Below are 16,769 nucleotides of genomic sequence, written 5' to 3'. Positions count from 1 at the left end.
TAAAAGACTATATTACAAATATAGTCTTTTAGTATTTTTGTAATGAGGGGACACTAGTGAACGAATTTATAGAATTGTTAACGACTGAGCAGGGCATAGAAATGCTGTTTCAAAGATTTGGAGACTTAGGTTTTATCGTCGGCTTTCTGCTTGTTTTTGCCGAAGCATTTTTACCGATTTTACCGCTGGTCTTTATTGTGATTTTAAATATTAATTCTTACGGCGTAATCGTCGGCTTTTTAGTCAGCTATGCCGCAAGTGTAGCGGGAAGTTATCTTGTATTTCTGACGGTCAGAAGCTTGTTTAGAAAGCCTGCTCATAAATATATAGAGAAGCATGAAAAGCTTGAGAGAATGCTGAAATTTATAGATGAAAGAGGATTTACATTTTTATTTATACTGCTGTCGCTGCCGTTTACGCCGTCCTCAGTTGTGAATGTTATCACCGCTTTATCTAACATAAGAAGACATGTATACTTATATATATTATTAGCGTCAAAATTTATTATGATTTTATCGATGACACTTGTCGGTTATGATATTACTTCATTTTTTGACTCGCCCTTAAAAATGATATTATCACTGGTGTTTTTAGTACTGTTATACTTACTGTCGAAATGGTATCAGAAATACCTTGAAAGAAAAATGAAAAAATAAGAGGTGTCATCATTGATTAAAGAAATTCGAGAATGGGCAGTTGCTATTATTATTGCGATAGTGGTTATTGTTGTAATCAGAATGTTTCTCTTCGTATCGTTTTCAGTCGACGGCTTAAGCATGGATCCGACTTTAGAAGACGGCGACAGAGTCGTTGTAAATAAATTTATATATGATATTTCAGATGTCGAACGTGATGATGTTATAGTCTTTAACTCAAATGAAGAGTCGGCTTACGTTAAACGTGTGATCGGCGTGCCGGGAGATACTGTTGAAATGGTGGACAGAACGGTATATGTAAACGGTGAACCGCTTCAGGAAGACTATGTTGTACACCAGGGTGAATCTTATATGGATAACTTTACGCTGAGTGAACTCGGCGTGGAAGGTGACGTCATCCCTGAAGGTCAATATTTAGTGTTAGGAGATAACCGTCCGGTCAGCCGGGACTCAAGAGATTTTGGTTTAATTACAGAGGACTCTATTATCGGTGAAGTTCAGTTAAGATTCTGGCCGCTGAATGAAATAGCGATTGATTTTTAATTTTAAATATTATTAAAAAGGAGATATTAGGAAATCTAATATCTCCTTTATTCAAGTGAGGAGACTTGCGGCATGGGGATAACTATATGGACCGGAACGAGCGGTACGGGTAAAACAAGTCAAATGTTCAATGAAATAGAAGCACTGACCAAAGACTCACCACTCGGGTCAAATATATATATTATTACACCAACTCAAAACACCTTGTCATACGAACAGCTGATCACCCAGCCGAAAAACGGGCTGGCTGGGGGCAGTATGAGGACGAGCGTATTCAGTTTTACACGTTTAATGTGGCATGTTTACAATGAACTCGGCCAGCCGGAAAAAGAATCGCTGTCTGAAGCGGGGCATGTGATGTTCATGCATAAACTGATGGACGATATGAAAGATGTTTTAAATTATTATCATACATCACAGGGCTATATTAAGTTTTCAGAAAAAGTACTGGAGCAGATTACAGAGTTCAGAGCTTACAGTGTAGCACCTGGCCAATTAAATGATATGACGTTCGATAAAGGCCGCACAACTGAAAAATATGAAGACTTAAATAAAATATATACGATGTGGAACGAGCAAATATCTAAATATAATATAGAAGATTTAAATATGATTCCTCATTTTATCGATAAAATTAACCAGACTGGTAACGTACGGACTTTAAATGATGCAGTAATCTATATCGATGGTTTCCATAACTTTACGGAGAGTGAATTTGACTTAATTTATGCTCTGGAGAAAAAGGTAAGCCAGATTAATCTGCTGTTAACTCACAGTAAATCAGACAGCACAGAGCAGGCGGAAAGAGACTTGCAGCTGTTTAGAAAAACTGAAGCCGTGATTACAAGAATCCAGGAAATTTTTGGTGAGGATTATGCAGAGTTCAGACATTTTGATGATGAATTTATGCGGTCGAAACGTCCGGGGCTGACTCAGCTTGAAAGTTATATAAAAACAGGTAAAAAAATGAGCAATTACGACGGGATTACGATTACTGAATCACCGTCGGTCCAGGAGGAAGTCACCGAGGTGGCAAGAAATATTGAAACTCTAGTCAGAGAAAAGGGGGCAGCCTATTCTGATATAGGGATTCTATACCGGGACTCAGCCTATGAAGAGTATATTAAAACGATATTTAAACGATTTAATATTTCTTTTCATATGGATTCTGAACACTCTATGCATTCTAATCCATTTACATCGCTTATTATCGCAGTACTCGAATGCTATAAAAACAGATTTCAAAGTGCTGCCTTTTTAAATGTTTTAAAAACCGGCTATTTAAATAATGAAATGGACGATAAACTGCTCGCTCATCTCGAAAATATTATTATCGAACGCGGTTTAACAGGACACGAACTATTTGATGATGAACGTTTTGCGATTGAATACCGCCTGGACGCAGAAGGTATGATCGAGCGGATTGATAATACAGAAGCACTCAGTGAAATGATTGCTTATAAAAATAAAAAACTGCAGCAGCTGCAGTCCTTATTTAACGACTTAAAAACCGGTGAAAATGTCAGGGATTATGTTTCAGCAATTTATAATTTTATCGTGAATAACGGTATTCTCAATAAACTTGAAACGGAAATTTCAGAACTTGAAGAAACAAATATGCGCCTTAGAAATGAGACTGAGCAGGCATATAACTTATTTATCCGGCTTCTTGATGACAGTTATACAGTATTCAAAGATGAAAGAGTCGATTTTTCACTATTCTATGAAACATTTATGGACGGATTGAAGTCTGCTGCCTTTAATACCCGGCCGGCAACTATCGATCAGGTCATTATCGGTCTTTTAGATCTTGCTAAAGTGGAAAATAAAAAATATGTTTTTATCATTGGTATGAATTACAATGTTATGCCTCAGGAGTCCCGCAGCAATACAATTGTTACGGATGAGGAAAAACTTGTTCTAAAAAACAGAGGGATTACTTTATCACCAAGTGCGAGAACTTTAGCACAGGACGAACGATTTGTTTTTTACCTCGGTGTCACTCGGCCGACTGACGAACTGTATATCAGCTGGTCGAAAACGCTGCACAACAAAGAGACGACCAAACTCAGTCCTTTTGTATCTGAGTTTTTACCTGAAGACCCTGAGAGGGTTCTAAATTATACTTATAGAAAAACAGCGCACTACGATGTTGAAAATTCTATTCGTTTAATATCGAGTGTACGCAGTATGGAAGCACTCGAACATTATAAAATCCGCCAGCTGATGTCAGCAGACAAGAAGTATCTTGCAGATTTAAGCAGGGTACCGCAGTATAAGCACTTCATTTCTGTTTATAATCTGCTGAAGAAGGACAGCCGGCAGGCTGTAATGAAACGGATGATCAGAAATTTAACTTATAAAAACAGAGCAGAAAAAATTAATAAGGAAACCGCAGAGATACTTTACGGAGAGGAAATGAAGGCGAGTGTGTCCCGCTTTCAATCTTATTTTAACTGTCACTTCCAGCACTTTTCAAATTACGGACTAAAGTTAAATGTCAGACAGGATTATACAGTCAGACCGCTTGAAATCGGTAATTTATACCATAATGCACTAGAGAAAGTGGCTTCCGATTTAAATATGACACTGCAGCACGATGATGAAGTGATTATGTCCTCGGTAAAAGAAGCAGTGCAAACAGTACTGCAAACGATCAGCTACGGAATTTTTGAACGATCGGAGTACTATTTATCGCTGAAAGAAAAAGCGGTACAGGCCATTACGACGACACTGCTATTTATGAAGGATATAGAAAAACTCGGCAATTATAAAATGCAGATGATTGAAGCGGTATTTGGTAAAGCGTCAGATCAACTTGGTGAACTGACACTGACAAGTCCAAATGGCAAGAAAATTATTTTACGGGGTAAAATTGACCGTGTCGATACTTATAATGCTGACGGCAAGGTGTACGTTAATATTATCGATTACAAATCCAGCGCCAGAGATTTAAGAAAACCGGATGTCTTAAACGGTGTAGAGCTGCAGATAATTACTTATATGTATGTACTGATGAACAAAGCTGAAAAAATACTCGGTGGTAAGGTCATGCCGAATGCTATGCTTTTTTACCATGTCAATGAGCCGAAAGTAAAAGCGGAGACAGAAGAAGAAGCGTTTAAAGAACGCCGCAGCGCTTTAAAGCCGAAAGGATTATTTGTCGGCGATGACAACGCCAGTCAGATAGACGGTAACAGCGGTCTGATGAAGCTGATTTCTGACTCTGAAAATATTAATGACTACTATCCGCTCAAAGAGAAAAAAGACGGTACTTTTGACAGTTATTCACAAAAAAGAGTGATGTCATCAACGATGTTTGAGCATTATTCGAATTACGTCATGAATAAATTTAAAACAGCCACAGATGAAATTTACGACGGCAATACACTCGCTAATCCGATTGATACTAATGGCGGACTGCCGTGCCGTTTTTGTGATTTTAAAGCCGCCTGCCATATCGATAAACTGATTAATGCAGGAGACTACAGGACAAACAGAATTTCAGATGACGATATAGAGGCATTTGAAAGTGAGGTGCACGATGGTTAAATTCACACAAGCACAAGAAAGAGCCATAACAGCTAAAGGATCTGACATATTGGTATCCGCAGCAGCTGGTTCAGGAAAAACAGCGGTGCTGGTAGAGCGGATTAAACAAAATATAATCGACGGCAACTATTCTATAGATGAAGTATTCGTATCCACATTTACGAATAAAAGCGCCAAAGATATGAAAGATAAAATCGAGAAGGCCCTCCGCGAAACTTATAATGAGACGATGGAGCCGAGATTAAACGAAGAAATCATTAAACTGAATGATGCACATATATCGACGCTGCACAGTTTTTGCCTGTATTTAATTCAAACACATTATAACTCTATCGGTTTGCCGCCGGATATGCGCACCCTAGGCCAGGTCGAATCGGAAATCCGTCTGGAGAGAATTATCAGCAATGTTCTTGAGCAGTTTTACGACCGTGCGGAAGAAGACTTTCTGCAGCTTGATCAGTTTGTAACGAGTACTAAAGATAACAGTGCGCTGCATTCTCTCGTTAAACAGCTTTATCATGTTGCGATTGCAACGAAAGAACCGGCTGAATTTTTAAATAGTATGAAAGACCAATATATAAATGAGGACAAACTTCAAAATATACTGGATGACTACAGAAATATTCTAAAGCGTAAACTGACGAAACTGGATGAGAATCTCTATACTTTAAAAACGGAGTACGATCATGCAGAGCGCGATGAAGAATTAAAAGAAAAAGCGATTGTCGATGCATATGAAAAACTGGCTGTGATGCACAAGTATGTCGTTCAGGCCTTGGCTTCCTTCAGCAGTGACGGGGTATTTACACTGCCTTCAGCAAAACTCGTTACAGGGGCGAATGCTTTCATTAAAAGCGCGACTGCTTATGGCAGTGATTTAAATGAGCGCTATAATAAACCGGCTAATGCACTCTATCAGGAAATCAGCAGTTTAAAACAATACTCGCGAGAAGAGGTTCGGGCAGAACTGGCACCATTAAACGGTATGAATAATCAGCTGATTCAAATTGCCGCCGATGTTATTGAACAGTATAAAAAAGATAAGCTCGACAGTAATGAAATGGATTTTAACGACTATGAGCATTTTGCACTCGATATTTTAACAGCAAATGATTCAGAAATCGCACTTTCTTATCAAAGACAATTTAAAGAAGTGATGATCGATGAGTATCAGGATATTAACAGAGTGCAGGAAGCGATTATTCAGCTCTTGAAATCTGGCGGTGAATCAGACGGGAACTTATTTATGGTCGGTGACGTTAAGCAGTCAATATATCGTTTTAGACAGGCTGCCCCAGATCTATTTATCGATAAAAGCGAGCGCTTTAACGAAGAAGAGAGCGGAGAACTGATTCAGCTGAACCGCAACTTCCGCTCACGCTCTGAAATTCTTCAGGCGACTAATTTAATCTTTGAAAATATTATGGATAAGCCGCTCGGGGAAATAGATTATACAGATGAAGAAAAACTGATTAAAGGTATTGAACAGGCTGAGCCAAAATCGCCCGTTGAAGTACATCCAATTATTTACGATAAACATTTAAAATCTGATGAAGCGGATGAAATTGAGGTCAGACATATTGTTAAAATGGTTAAACATATTTCTGAAAAAGGTGCAGCATATGAAGATATCGTTATATTAAACCGCAACCGCTTTGCACCGGATGTCATGCGTCATGAATTTCAAAAAGCGGACATTCCAATCAGTATTGATGTTAATAAAGGATACTTTGAAACGTTTGAGATTTTAACGATGAGAAGCATATTATCATTGATTGACAATCCGCTGCAGGACGATCATTTGACCGGCGTAATGAGACTGTCGATGTTTGGTTTCAGCGAGGAAGAAATTGCACGCGTTAGAGCTGCTTCAGACGAAAAATATTTGTATGAAGCTTTGCTTGAGTATAGCGGAGATGAAATGATTGTCAGAAAAACAGAGGAGTTTATAAGTACCTTTAAAGAACTGAGTCTGCATGCAAAATATTTAAGTGTGCCCGAACTGATTTCGGAAATATTCTCAGAGCTTAATATTCTGGAGTTTTTCAGCGGCCTGCCCGGCGGTTCTGCCCGCCGAGCGAATTTAAACGGCTTAATTGACAGAGCCATGGAATTTCAGAAGATGAATAATACAAGTCTTTATCAGTTTATCAGTTATATAGACTTTCTGATTTCCGAGGGCAAGGATTTCGGAGAAGAAGGCTCTCTTGAAGCTGTCGATAATGCGGTACGCGTAATGACAGTGCACAGCTCAAAAGGCTTGGAGTTCAAACACGTCATCTACGCTGACTTAAAACAGAATTTTACGCTGACAAATATATCCCGGGTTCATGTTCATCCGAAACTTGGCATTGTTTTTAATAACTTTAATTCAGAGTTTAATTATCATTATGAAAGTATCCACGGCTATACAGCGAATGACTTTCTAAATATAGAAGAGCTGAGTGAAGAATTAAGATTGATCTATGTTGCACTGACTCGGGCAGAAGAAAAACTTTATCTGCCTTTAATGTTTAAAGATGAAGCAGTCTTTAAATACGACTTCAGCAATTTAGAGAAGCCGTCATTTGAAACAAGAGCAGCACTGAAGTCTGCCATGGACTTTACAGCACCAATTTTAATGCAGTCAGAGGCGCCGTTTATAGAAGTGAAAGAAACGATCCTTACAACTGAAGGAGATGAAGCAGAAAAAACGGAGTTTGCCACACTGGCAGATATTGATGCACTGCCTGCAGATATCGATCCTGAAGTTAAAGACCGGCTGTTTTATACGTATCCAAATATGGATGACGCGGAAGTGACAACAAAAGAGTCCGTCACATCCATTAAGCGCAGAAATGAATCGATTCCGGACGGTGCAGCATATGTGAGTCATACGAGTGATGTTAACTTAAGAGAGCCGAACTTCTTATCCAATTCATTAGAAGCACCAGTTTTTGGTACGATGATGCACGAAATGATGATGCACATCATGCATCACTGGCCGACGCTCAGTCTGATGGATATCGATGCCAAAACAGCTTATATTGATACGCTTGTTGATAATTACAGCGAACATCAGGAAATGCTCTCACCTCTGCATATTAGCAAGATGAAAGAGAATGCAGCACTTTTCTTTAACGACCGGACGATGATTACATTACTTGAAGAGCAAACAGGCATTCATACTGAACTGCCATTTATAATGAGTCAGGAAGCAATCGGCTATGCAGAGCATCCCAAGCAAATTGTCCAGGGGATTATCGACTGTCTTTTAGAATTCGACGATCACTATACAATTATCGACTATAAGACTGACCGCGTGAAAGGCAGAAATTTTACAGAGTCACAGCTTATAGAACGCTACAGCACACAGATGGACATTTATAAAAAATCAGCAGCAGTTTCACTAAATAAACCGGTGGATGCTGTACTTTACTTTTTTGATTATGGGGCGATTTCAATTGACTGATTCAAATAAACATATATATTTTATCGGCGGAGTCTCGCTGATTCTGCTCTTTATATTCAGCGGACAGTATTTCCTGGTTCCCCTGAATGAAATCAATCCTTTTGAATATTTTTTCGGCAGTGAATTAAATATATTTAACATTACGGATATTATTACAGGCGGGTCTGTCATACCGCTAATCGGTATTATTACAGGCTTTCTGCTCAGCCAGTACGGAAATACCGGCAAGAAACATTTAGCTAAAGTTTTGTTCATTGTACTGATTATACTGACACTTAATGCTGTATTAATTTCCGGTTTCGATAAAATGCCGTTTATTATACTGATGGCTTTTATCGGCTTAATTTTCATCGGCCGCCACTGGATTATTTCACTGGCTGCATCACTCATCCTCTTCGCAATACATCTGATGTTTAATGTAGTGCTTGAAATTATTAACGGCTTGAATTCTAATATCCAGCGCATGTACTCAGGTATTCAGCAGGTGAATGCATTTATCAGCACCTACCGCAGCAGTGATTACCTGGCCATCGTTAATATGAATATTGACACACTGACCAGCGGCGGGGACATGCTGTTCGATGCGGCATTTATAATTCTGCCGTCAATACTGCTTGGTGTTGCACTAAAAGAACTGAATTTGACTCAATTTATTAAAACGAGTCCGTTTATTAGTGCAGGTATTATTATGGTGCTCCTGGCAGGCGGAATCTCAACTAAGCTGATACAAATACTGATGCTCGGATCGATTACTGGCGAAACACTTGGGGAAGGCTTCGGCGGTCCAGTTACAGCAATCGGCTATTTCATGCTGCTGGCTTATATTGCGGGCAGCATACCAGAGCCGGTCTTTAATATATTTTATAATATGGGCCGTTACAGCTTATCTGTGTATATCCTATTTAATATATTTATGATGTTTATCTTCTACGGTTTTGGTCTGGCGATGTACGGGCAAGTATCGTTCCAAATGATGATTTTAACTGTTTTAGCACTGTATATACTGCTGCTCATTATTAGCAATGTGTTGGCACATTACAATATCCGTGTATTAGAACAGACTTTTCTGATAAATAAGAAAGCGAAACGCGAATAATTAAATAATATTTGTTATACTGTATGAAAGAAAACAAAGGAGATTGTCCAATGAAATTTTTAACTTTTGAGTATGAAGACAAGAATTATTATGGTGTTAAAGTAAAACGTGAAGATAGTGCATGGATTATTCCACTGCTTTTCCAGGATTTCAGTGACGTTTCAGATTATCCGAGAACGCTGCTTGAAGGGATTACTGAATACCACACATTGGATTTCCAGGAGCTGGTCAGAAAATTAGTGGAAAGTGCAGAGGCGTCTGACGATGCATCGAAATATAAAGCACCATTTGATGAAATTAACATTTTAGCTCCGGTTAAACCGCCGAATAATACAATCGGTTTTGGCCGTAACTTTAAAGCTCATACTGAAGAAATGAAAAGCGAAGTTGAGCTTTACGTTTTCACAAAAGCAAACTCAAGTCTGGTCGGAGATGAAGATACAATTTCTTCATTCAGCGATGTGACTGAGCAATTGGACTACGAAGGAGAACTCGGCATCGTTATCGGTAAGGAAGCAAAAAATATCGACAGCTCAATGGCCTATGATTACATTTACGGCTATACGATTGTGAATGATATTTCTGCCAGAGAACTGCAAAAGTCTCATAAGCAGGCCTTCCTTTCTAAAAGTCTTGCAACACCGATGGGACCATATATCGTAACGAAGGATGAGATTCCGAATCCTCAAGATACAAATATCGTCACAAAAGTAAACGATGACATTCGTCAGGACGGCAGTACTTCATTAATGGTTAGAAAAATTGATGAACTGGTTGCTGAACTGTCTAAATACATCACGCTTGAACCGGGTGATGTTATTGCTGCGGGAACACCTGCAGGAGTGGGCGCAGGTATGGATCCGACTGGATTCTTAAAATCTGGTGATACAGTACGTGTTTCAGTCGATGGAATTGGAACATTAACGACACACATTAAATAAAGATTACGTGATATACTACAACAGGAATCATTATTGTAGAGGGGGACTATGCTGTGTTACATTTACACTTAACTGCGATTATTGTGTCGCTGATTTTATTTATTGCTGTCTTTGCAATGTATAAAAAGAACAACAGCAGCGATAATAAACCGGCATTAATTTTGCATATGGTATTAAGAGTATTCTACCTGCTCGTATTATTCAGCGGAATTATGATCTACGTTGGTAATATGGAAGGCATTAGTGCTGCAGGATCACATATGCAGTACGGTATTAAAGCATTGCTTGGTATTCTTTCAGTCGTATTTATGGAAGTTGCTGTCGTTAGACTTAAAAAACATTCTGCATCTGCAAATGTGCTTTTAGTTGTGACTTTAATACTGATTATTGCAGCTGTAATTATGGGATCTACGCTGCCGTTAGGTATGCTTAGTTTCTAAACTGTTTAGTGAATTAAAACCGGTCTGTTGATATATTAACGGACCGGTTTTTTAATTTGTCATAATAAAATTATGAACAATTAGTGAAACGAGAAACTAATCAAGTAAAGTTTAGTATAATTAAGATTATACGAATAAAAGGTAGGATAAAATTATGAGAAAAATATTAATGCTCGTCAGCATGATATTAATGATGTCGCTTATTGGCGGCAACAGTGCATCTGCTGAAGGAAATACATACGACAGAATTTATATGATTACGGTGGACCGTTTTCTTAATAACAATACATCGAATGATGTAGGTGTGACAGAAGATGGAGATCCGTACCAGCCATACGGCGGTGACTTTGATGGTATTTCACCATATCTTGAATATATTAAAGATATGGGATTTAACACGGTTATGTTATCACCGGTTTCTGAACGTGCTGAAGATGATTATCTCGGTTACGATGTAACGGATTACGGTGCTATTGCTGAATCATATGGTTCACAGGAAGACTTTAAAAATCTGATTGATGAGGCACATGAATTTGGTTTGGAAGTCGTTGTAGACATGCCGGCAGTAGCAACGGATGACTATACTGCAGCTGAAAATCCTGTTTTAAATGAAGTGCAGACCGATTACTATGAAGGCATCGACAGAGAAATTATTGATTTAACTGATGCGGATAATCAGAATACTTACCGTGAAATGGTACAGAACTTTGTCGATACTTATGAAGTGGACGGCATCAGCATGTTCGTAAATCAGGAAGGTCTGGATGCTTCTGAATTTTTACCTGAAGATGTAGCAACTTACGGTATTTTATCAGAGGAAGGGTTAACTGCTGAAGGGTTCGATACAATTGCAACAGAAGAATTTAGATCGAATTTTGCAGATACTTTCGGCGGAATTGAAAAAGAAATTCCTGAATTCCCCGAGGATGAACAGCTGATCATGGCGGACCACTGGTTCTCCGAACGATTTACTTATCATGCAGCAGAGCAAAATATGTTCCCGGGTACAAGAGTTCAGCAAATGGCGAATTACCTGTATGCTTATCGGGGGCCGAGCGCCATGACTTACGGCACAGAAGTGGCCTTTAACGGTTCAAGTTACCCGGAAATTCACCCGCAAATGGATTTCAGAAGCGATAAAGAAGTTATTGAATACTTAGAGAACATTGCTGTAGTCTACCGCAACCATGACATTATGCAGGCTGAAGAAACAGAGATTGAAACCATTTTAAATGAAGGCGGCCAGTATTTGGTTAGATATTTTACAGATGATGTCGATTATGTGCTGAATATTAATAATACTGCTGAGACGGAAAGTGTCACTCTCGATCAGACAGCTGAAGAAGAAGGAAAAGTTTACAGCGGCATGCTGATTGGAGATATGATTCGTCCGCATGACAGTTCATACATCGCTGTACTGGATAGAGAAGAAACAGAATTGTATTCTATAATAGAAGAAGCCGGCTTTAACAATGGTTACTTATACTCGGCAATTCTAATATTCGGTTTGTTTGCAATATTCGTTTGGGTCGCAGCAAAACGGAGCAGAAAAAACAAAGCAGCAAGAATGAATAATAAATAAAAATAATAAAAGCAGCGGAGTAAAGATATTCATCTTTTCTCTGCTGCTTTTTTTATATTATTCTTTAGCTTTTTCTATAGCTTTATAACCGACCATATTTATAACATCTTTAGGACTGGAAAACGGCGGTGCATAAGCAACCTCAATATTAATTAAATCAAATGCAGTGCCGCCGAGTCTAGTATGAGCAGCGAGTACATCGATACGTTTATCGACACCGGCTGTACCGGTAACTGCAGCTCTTAAAATCAAGCCGCTCTTTTTATCGACGTAGATACGAATACGTATCGGCGCGGCGTTCTTCATGTAGCCTGACTTATTTTTCTGCTGCTGGTCGACAACGAAATGAGGAATATCAGCAACTTCTCTTTCCGATAATCCAAATGATGCGATGTGACAGTCGAAAAATTGAACGATATTCGTGCCGAGGAAGCCTTCATGTGTAATAGATGAATCACCGGATATTTGATTGGCAATAATATGTGCCAGTCTATGTGCCGGCCATGCTAAAGCAGACTGCATATTTAAGCCGGGCACATGCTGGTAGCGTGTCACGGCCGCATCACCGAGTGCATAAATATTATCAAAATTTGTCTGGCCGTTTTTGTTAATAGGTATCAGGCCTTTATCTGTCAAAGTAATGCCGGATGATTTCAAAAATCCAGTATTTGGTGAAATACCCGTCCCGCTAATAATTAAAGGCGCATTAATCGTTTCACCATTCGACAGCTCAGCTGTTTCGCCATCTATTTTTGTGATTTCTGTATTCAGTTTCAGCGTGATGCCATGTTCATTCATTGCTTCATACAGCATGCCGTTCATATCTGCTTCAATATTTTTATAAATCCGGTCGTCGTGCTGCAGCATAGTGACAGAGATACCGCGTTCTGATAAGTTTTCTGTCACTTCCAAGCCGATAAAACCAGAGCCGACAACGAGGGCTTCACTTATATTGTGTGTTTCTATATAAGCCATTAAATCATCAAGATCTTCTATTTTATTTAAGCTAAATGTCTGCGGTGTATCTTTTAAAACAGGCAGTATTCTAGGTGAACCGCCAGGTGACAGTATTAAATAGTCATATGAATCGATGAACTCTATGTTGTTCTTTTTATCAAGAACAGTCACAGTATTATTATGAGGATGAACTGCAATCACTTCATGGCAGGTCTTTACATCGATATTTTTCTGCTTAAATTTTTCCGGTGTCATATTGACCAGGCTGTCGCGGGTTTCAACTTCACCGCTGATGTGATAGGGCATGCCGCAAGAGCCGTAGCTGATTTCCTCGTAGCGTTCGTAAATAGTTATGCCGATATCGGGATCCAGACGGCGCAACTGGCTGGCTGCAGTCGCACCGCCTGCAACACCGCCGACAGCGATTACTTTAGTCATATTTAATGACCCTTTTTAAAGTAAAACAGCGCGATAGTGCCGTCACCTGTATGAGAACTGATTGTTGGGCCGATACTGGAAATTTCAATGTTATCGAGGCCAGTATTGTCAAGCAGCTGCTGTTTTAAGTCTTCAGCATGTTTAGCAGCATCAGCGTGAACGATATGACCGCGTCCGGCAGCACCTTCTTCTTTCGCCAGCTCAGTCATACGTTTGAACACTTTTTTCAAACCGCGGTGTTTTTCTATCGGTACTAATTTCCCATCTTCAACATGGAGAAGCGGTTTAATATTTAACAAGCTGCCGATGAAAGCTGAACCTTTTGATAAACGTCCGCCTTCTGCTAAATAATTTAAATCATCTACGGTAAACAGATGTCTAATCTGTTCGATATCAGCATTGACTTTGGCGATGATACTTTCGTCATCATCACCTTGTTTTATGTAAGATGATGCACGTTCGACGATCATACCGAGTCCGTAGCTGGCAGAATGAGAATCGATTAATGTAATCTCCGCATCGGGATATGATTCAAGAACGGTATCGCGGGCAATCATTGAACTTTGAAATGTACCGGACAAACCGCTTGAAAAACCGATATATAAAATACTCTCTTGTTCTTTAACATATTTTTCAAATATACTTACAAATTTTTCAGGGTTAGGCTGGCTGGTCATCGGTCTTTTACCGTCTTTAATCGTTTGAAGCACTTCTTCACTGGAAATTTCAATTTGGTCTGTATAGCTGTCGCCATCGATTTGTATGGTCAGCGGCAATACTTCTGCATCTATTTCACGCGCGTGTTCAAGTGATAAATCTGAACAGCTGTCAATAATGAGTTTCATACTAATTTCCTCCTTATGGTTTCATACCGAGATCGAAAAATTCATTCAGGAAATGACCAATGCCGTCATTATTATTGTTTTTCTCAGTAATATATTTTGAAATGCCTCGGATATCATCAGTGGCATTTTTCATTGCAACACCGTGTTCTACATACTGAAGCATTTCAGTATCGTTATCTTCATCGCCAAATGCAATCGTGCGGCTTTGTGGAATATTTAAAAAGTCTCTGGCATAATCAACGCCAATCGCTTTATTAATTCCTTTTTTAATAATTTCCAGAACCGGGTAGGGTGCGCCCCAGCGGCGTTGTTCGATGACTTCAGCAAACAGTTCATCCAGCGTTTGTCGAATGTGAGCCATCTCTGACTCTTCAGCCTGGACAAGTATGCTTGTCACATCTTCATTAAGTGTATCGTAAAGATTGCCGACACTGATTTTTGGGTCACCCATTTTAAAAGCGTCGAAGAGCACGCTGTCGTGATAATGAATATATATATTATCTTTTACTTCAGCAACAATATTTTTAATATTTAATTCCGGTACCTTTTTTGCAATTGCTCTAGTCACATCAAGGTCGAGTGTTTCATGTTTATTTACAAAATTGAAATCTGTCGGATGATGGACGAAAGCACCGTTAAAATTAACGACCGGTGTTGTCATTTTTAATTCTTTATAATACGGAACGCTTGCCCGGTAGGGACGTCCCGTTGAGATCATCAGTTCATGTCCCTGCTGTTTAAGTGTTGTCAGCACATCTTTAGTATACGGACTGATTTTCTTTTCGTCAGTCAGCAATGTACCGTCTAAATCTAAACAAATTAAATGCTTGTCCATATAAATCTCCCTTTAGCTCTGCTTTTAAATAAATTGTTTCTTCTTAATAATAGCATTTATATTTATCGAATGTATAATTTTTGTTATAGTAATAGTACATACACTACAGTAAGGAGTGATTAGTTTGGATAAAGCTATGGAAGAGAGCATCTACGGTGCCCTGGAAAACGTTATTGACCCCGAACTCGGTATAGATATAGTAAACCTTGGTTTAGTTTACGGTGTAAACTTAGACGACGAAGGTAACGCAGGTGTAGAAATGACCTTAACATCGATGGGCTGCCCGATGGGGCCCCAAATCATGGGACAGGTGGAACACGTTCTTTTAGAACTGCCTGAGATTAAAGATGTGCAGATTGCAATCGTCTGGAATCCGCCATGGGACAAAGAGAAAATGAGCCGCTATGCGAAAATCGCATTAGGCGTCAGCTAAAATATTAGAAAAAACCGCGAAGAAATTTTCTTCGCGGTTTTTTTATGCCCAAATAAATTGATAAAGAATTGAGAATACACCCAGTGCAAAACAGTAATATACAAATATAATTAAGTTTCCGTTCTCCATAATATTTTGCAGCCACTTAACTGCAAAGTATGTTGCAATTACAGTAACGATAAAGGCAAGCAGATAAGCTAGCCAAAGCGTGCTCATTTGAGGGTCATTGACGATATCTCCGACTGAAATCAGCGCTGTCCCGACAGAAATCGGAATATACAGCAGAAAAGCGAAACGCAAAGCATTTTTCTGGCTTAAACCGACTGCGATAGAACCGACGATAGCGGCACCGCTGCGGCTGATCCCGGGTGTGAGGGCGACACACTGTGCCAGGCCGACGATAATTGAATCTTTTACGGTCAGGTCGCCGTCTCTTTTATTACCGCGTTTATTCTTTATAAACCAAAGTCCGATACCGGTAACCAGCAGCATTACACCGACAAAGCCGACTGTAATATTTTCACCGATAAAGTCTTTTAACAAAAGACCGGCAACACCGACTGGAATCGTAGCAATGATAAGACAGATCGTATATTTAAAATCGGTGACAGCTTCGTTATCTCTGGCACCGTTAAAAAGAAATCTCCATAAATTTTGAACAATGCTGATAATATCATTTCTGTAGACAAACAGAATGGCGAGCAGTGATGCTGTATTTAAAAATATTTCAAATGAGAGGCCTTTAGCCTCAATGCCGAATAATTCTCTTGCAATTACAAGGTGACCGCTCGATGATACGGGAATCGGTTCAGTTACACCCTGAAGCAGTCCGAGAAACATATATTTAATCGTAGTAATAATATCCAACTTCAAAATCCCTCCTTAAATAGTCATAGATAAATATATAATAAACGCTTAAATATTGCTATGAATTACTTGATTTTGAGAGTAAAAAGAGTATAATTAAATTAAGGTCAAAAAAGGTCAAATATTTTAAGGC

13 protein-coding genes are annotated in these 16,769 nt (G+C 39.1%); 9 read left to right on the top strand and 4 right to left on the bottom strand.

Annotated elements, in window-relative coordinates; translation table 11 throughout:
• Positions 1 to 56 precede the first annotated feature (56 nt).
• From IEU81_RS04795 to IEU81_RS04760, 8 genes are all read left to right on the top strand, one after another.
• Positions 57 to 656 (top strand): TVP38/TMEM64 family protein, encoded by a 600-nt coding sequence (locus IEU81_RS04795; protein ID WP_231957176.1) that lies wholly within the window; start codon positions 57 to 59, stop codon positions 654 to 656.
• A 3-nt stretch (positions 657 to 659) separates the two neighbouring features.
• Entirely contained in the window at positions 660 to 1,199 is a 540-nt protein-coding gene (gene lepB / locus IEU81_RS04790) for a signal peptidase I (protein WP_373867771.1), read from the top strand.
• Positions 1,200 to 1,271: 72 nt separating this feature from the next.
• Positions 1,272 to 4,751: a PD-(D/E)XK nuclease family protein gene (locus IEU81_RS04785; RefSeq protein ID WP_186090521.1), complete on the top strand. Its 3,480-nt coding sequence runs from the start codon at positions 1,272 to 1,274 to the stop codon at positions 4,749 to 4,751.
• Positions 4,744 to 8,202, top strand: a complete 3,459-nt coding sequence (gene addA / locus IEU81_RS04780; protein WP_186090520.1) for a helicase-exonuclease AddAB subunit AddA — start codon at positions 4,744 to 4,746, stop codon at positions 8,200 to 8,202. Before IEU81_RS04785 ends, addA begins: the two co-directional genes overlap by 8 nt.
• Positions 8,195 to 9,298 (top strand): DUF418 domain-containing protein, encoded by a 1,104-nt coding sequence (locus tag IEU81_RS04775; protein ID WP_186090518.1) that lies wholly within the window; start codon positions 8,195 to 8,197, stop codon positions 9,296 to 9,298. Before addA ends, IEU81_RS04775 begins: the two co-directional genes overlap by 8 nt.
• Before the next feature lie 50 nt (positions 9,299 to 9,348).
• Positions 9,349 to 10,239: a fumarylacetoacetate hydrolase family protein gene (locus IEU81_RS04770; RefSeq protein ID WP_092597305.1), complete on the top strand. Its 891-nt coding sequence runs from the start codon at positions 9,349 to 9,351 to the stop codon at positions 10,237 to 10,239.
• A gap of 53 nt (positions 10,240 to 10,292) precedes the next feature.
• Positions 10,293 to 10,679: a DUF1516 family protein gene (locus IEU81_RS04765; RefSeq protein ID WP_186090516.1), complete on the top strand. Its 387-nt coding sequence runs from the start codon at positions 10,293 to 10,295 to the stop codon at positions 10,677 to 10,679.
• Positions 10,680 to 10,833: 154 nt separating this feature from the next.
• Positions 10,834 to 12,261, top strand: a complete 1,428-nt coding sequence (locus IEU81_RS04760) for an alpha-amylase family glycosyl hydrolase (protein ID WP_186090515.1) — start codon at positions 10,834 to 10,836, stop codon at positions 12,259 to 12,261.
• 57 nt (positions 12,262 to 12,318) lie between these two features.
• On the opposite strand, the gene IEU81_RS04755 is transcribed toward IEU81_RS04760, so the two are convergent.
• From IEU81_RS04755 to IEU81_RS04745, 3 genes are read right to left on the bottom strand one after another with little or no spacing between them, the layout of a single operon-like run.
• Complete coding sequence (locus IEU81_RS04755; RefSeq protein ID WP_186090513.1) at positions 12,319 to 13,656, bottom strand: CoA-disulfide reductase; 1,338 nt, start codon at positions 13,654 to 13,656, stop codon at positions 12,319 to 12,321.
• A 2-nt stretch (positions 13,657 to 13,658) separates the two neighbouring features.
• Positions 13,659 to 14,501 (bottom strand): DegV family protein, encoded by an 843-nt coding sequence (gene fakB, locus IEU81_RS04750; RefSeq protein ID WP_186090512.1) that lies wholly within the window; start codon positions 14,499 to 14,501, stop codon positions 13,659 to 13,661.
• Between the two features lie 13 nt (positions 14,502 to 14,514).
• Complete coding sequence (locus IEU81_RS04745) at positions 14,515 to 15,336, bottom strand: Cof-type HAD-IIB family hydrolase (RefSeq protein WP_092597320.1); 822 nt, start codon at positions 15,334 to 15,336, stop codon at positions 14,515 to 14,517.
• Positions 15,337 to 15,472: 136 nt separating this feature from the next.
• Here IEU81_RS04745 and IEU81_RS04740 point away from each other — a divergent pair, with 136 nt between their 5' ends.
• Positions 15,473 to 15,769, top strand: coding sequence for a metal-sulfur cluster assembly factor (locus IEU81_RS04740; RefSeq protein ID WP_373867775.1), 297 nt, complete (start codon positions 15,473 to 15,475; stop codon positions 15,767 to 15,769).
• A gap of 42 nt (positions 15,770 to 15,811) precedes the next feature.
• Here IEU81_RS04740 and IEU81_RS04735 read toward each other — a convergent pair whose 3' ends face one another.
• Positions 15,812 to 16,609 carry an undecaprenyl-diphosphate phosphatase gene (locus tag IEU81_RS04735; RefSeq protein ID WP_143016419.1) on the bottom strand — a complete coding sequence of 266 codons (798 nt, stop codon included), beginning with the start codon at positions 16,607 to 16,609 and terminating at the stop codon, positions 15,812 to 15,814.
• Positions 16,610 to 16,769: the final 160 nt, after the last annotated feature.

Origin of the sequence: Jeotgalicoccus aerolatus (assembly GCF_014635205.1) — a bacterium.
GTDB classification, from domain to species: Bacteria; Bacillota; Bacilli; order Staphylococcales; family Salinicoccaceae; genus Jeotgalicoccus; species Jeotgalicoccus aerolatus.
This window is presented reverse-complemented; position numbering and strand designations above follow the sequence as displayed.

Coding starts and splice junctions, on each gene's coding strand:
- IEU81_RS04785 (WP_186090521.1), top strand. CDS start 1,272: ATGGGGATAACTATATGGACCGGAACGAGCGGTACGGGTAAAACAAGT.
- addA (WP_186090520.1), top strand. CDS start 4,744: ATGGTTAAATTCACACAAGCACAAGAAAGAGCCATAACAGCTAAAGGA.
- IEU81_RS04770 (WP_092597305.1), top strand. CDS start 9,349: ATGAAATTTTTAACTTTTGAGTATGAAGACAAGAATTATTATGGTGTT.
- IEU81_RS04760 (WP_186090515.1), top strand. CDS start 10,834: ATGAGAAAAATATTAATGCTCGTCAGCATGATATTAATGATGTCGCTT.
- IEU81_RS04755 (WP_186090513.1), bottom strand. CDS start 13,656: ATGACTAAAGTAATCGCTGTCGGCGGTGTTGCAGGCGGTGCGACTGCA.
- fakB (WP_186090512.1), bottom strand. CDS start 14,501: ATGAAACTCATTATTGACAGCTGTTCAGATTTATCACTTGAACACGCG.
- IEU81_RS04745 (WP_092597320.1), bottom strand. CDS start 15,336: ATGGACAAGCATTTAATTTGTTTAGATTTAGACGGTACATTGCTGACT.
- IEU81_RS04740 (WP_373867775.1), top strand. CDS start 15,473: ATGGAAGAGAGCATCTACGGTGCCCTGGAAAACGTTATTGACCCCGAA.
- IEU81_RS04735 (WP_143016419.1), bottom strand. CDS start 16,609: ATGTTTCTCGGACTGCTTCAGGGTGTAACTGAACCGATTCCCGTATCA.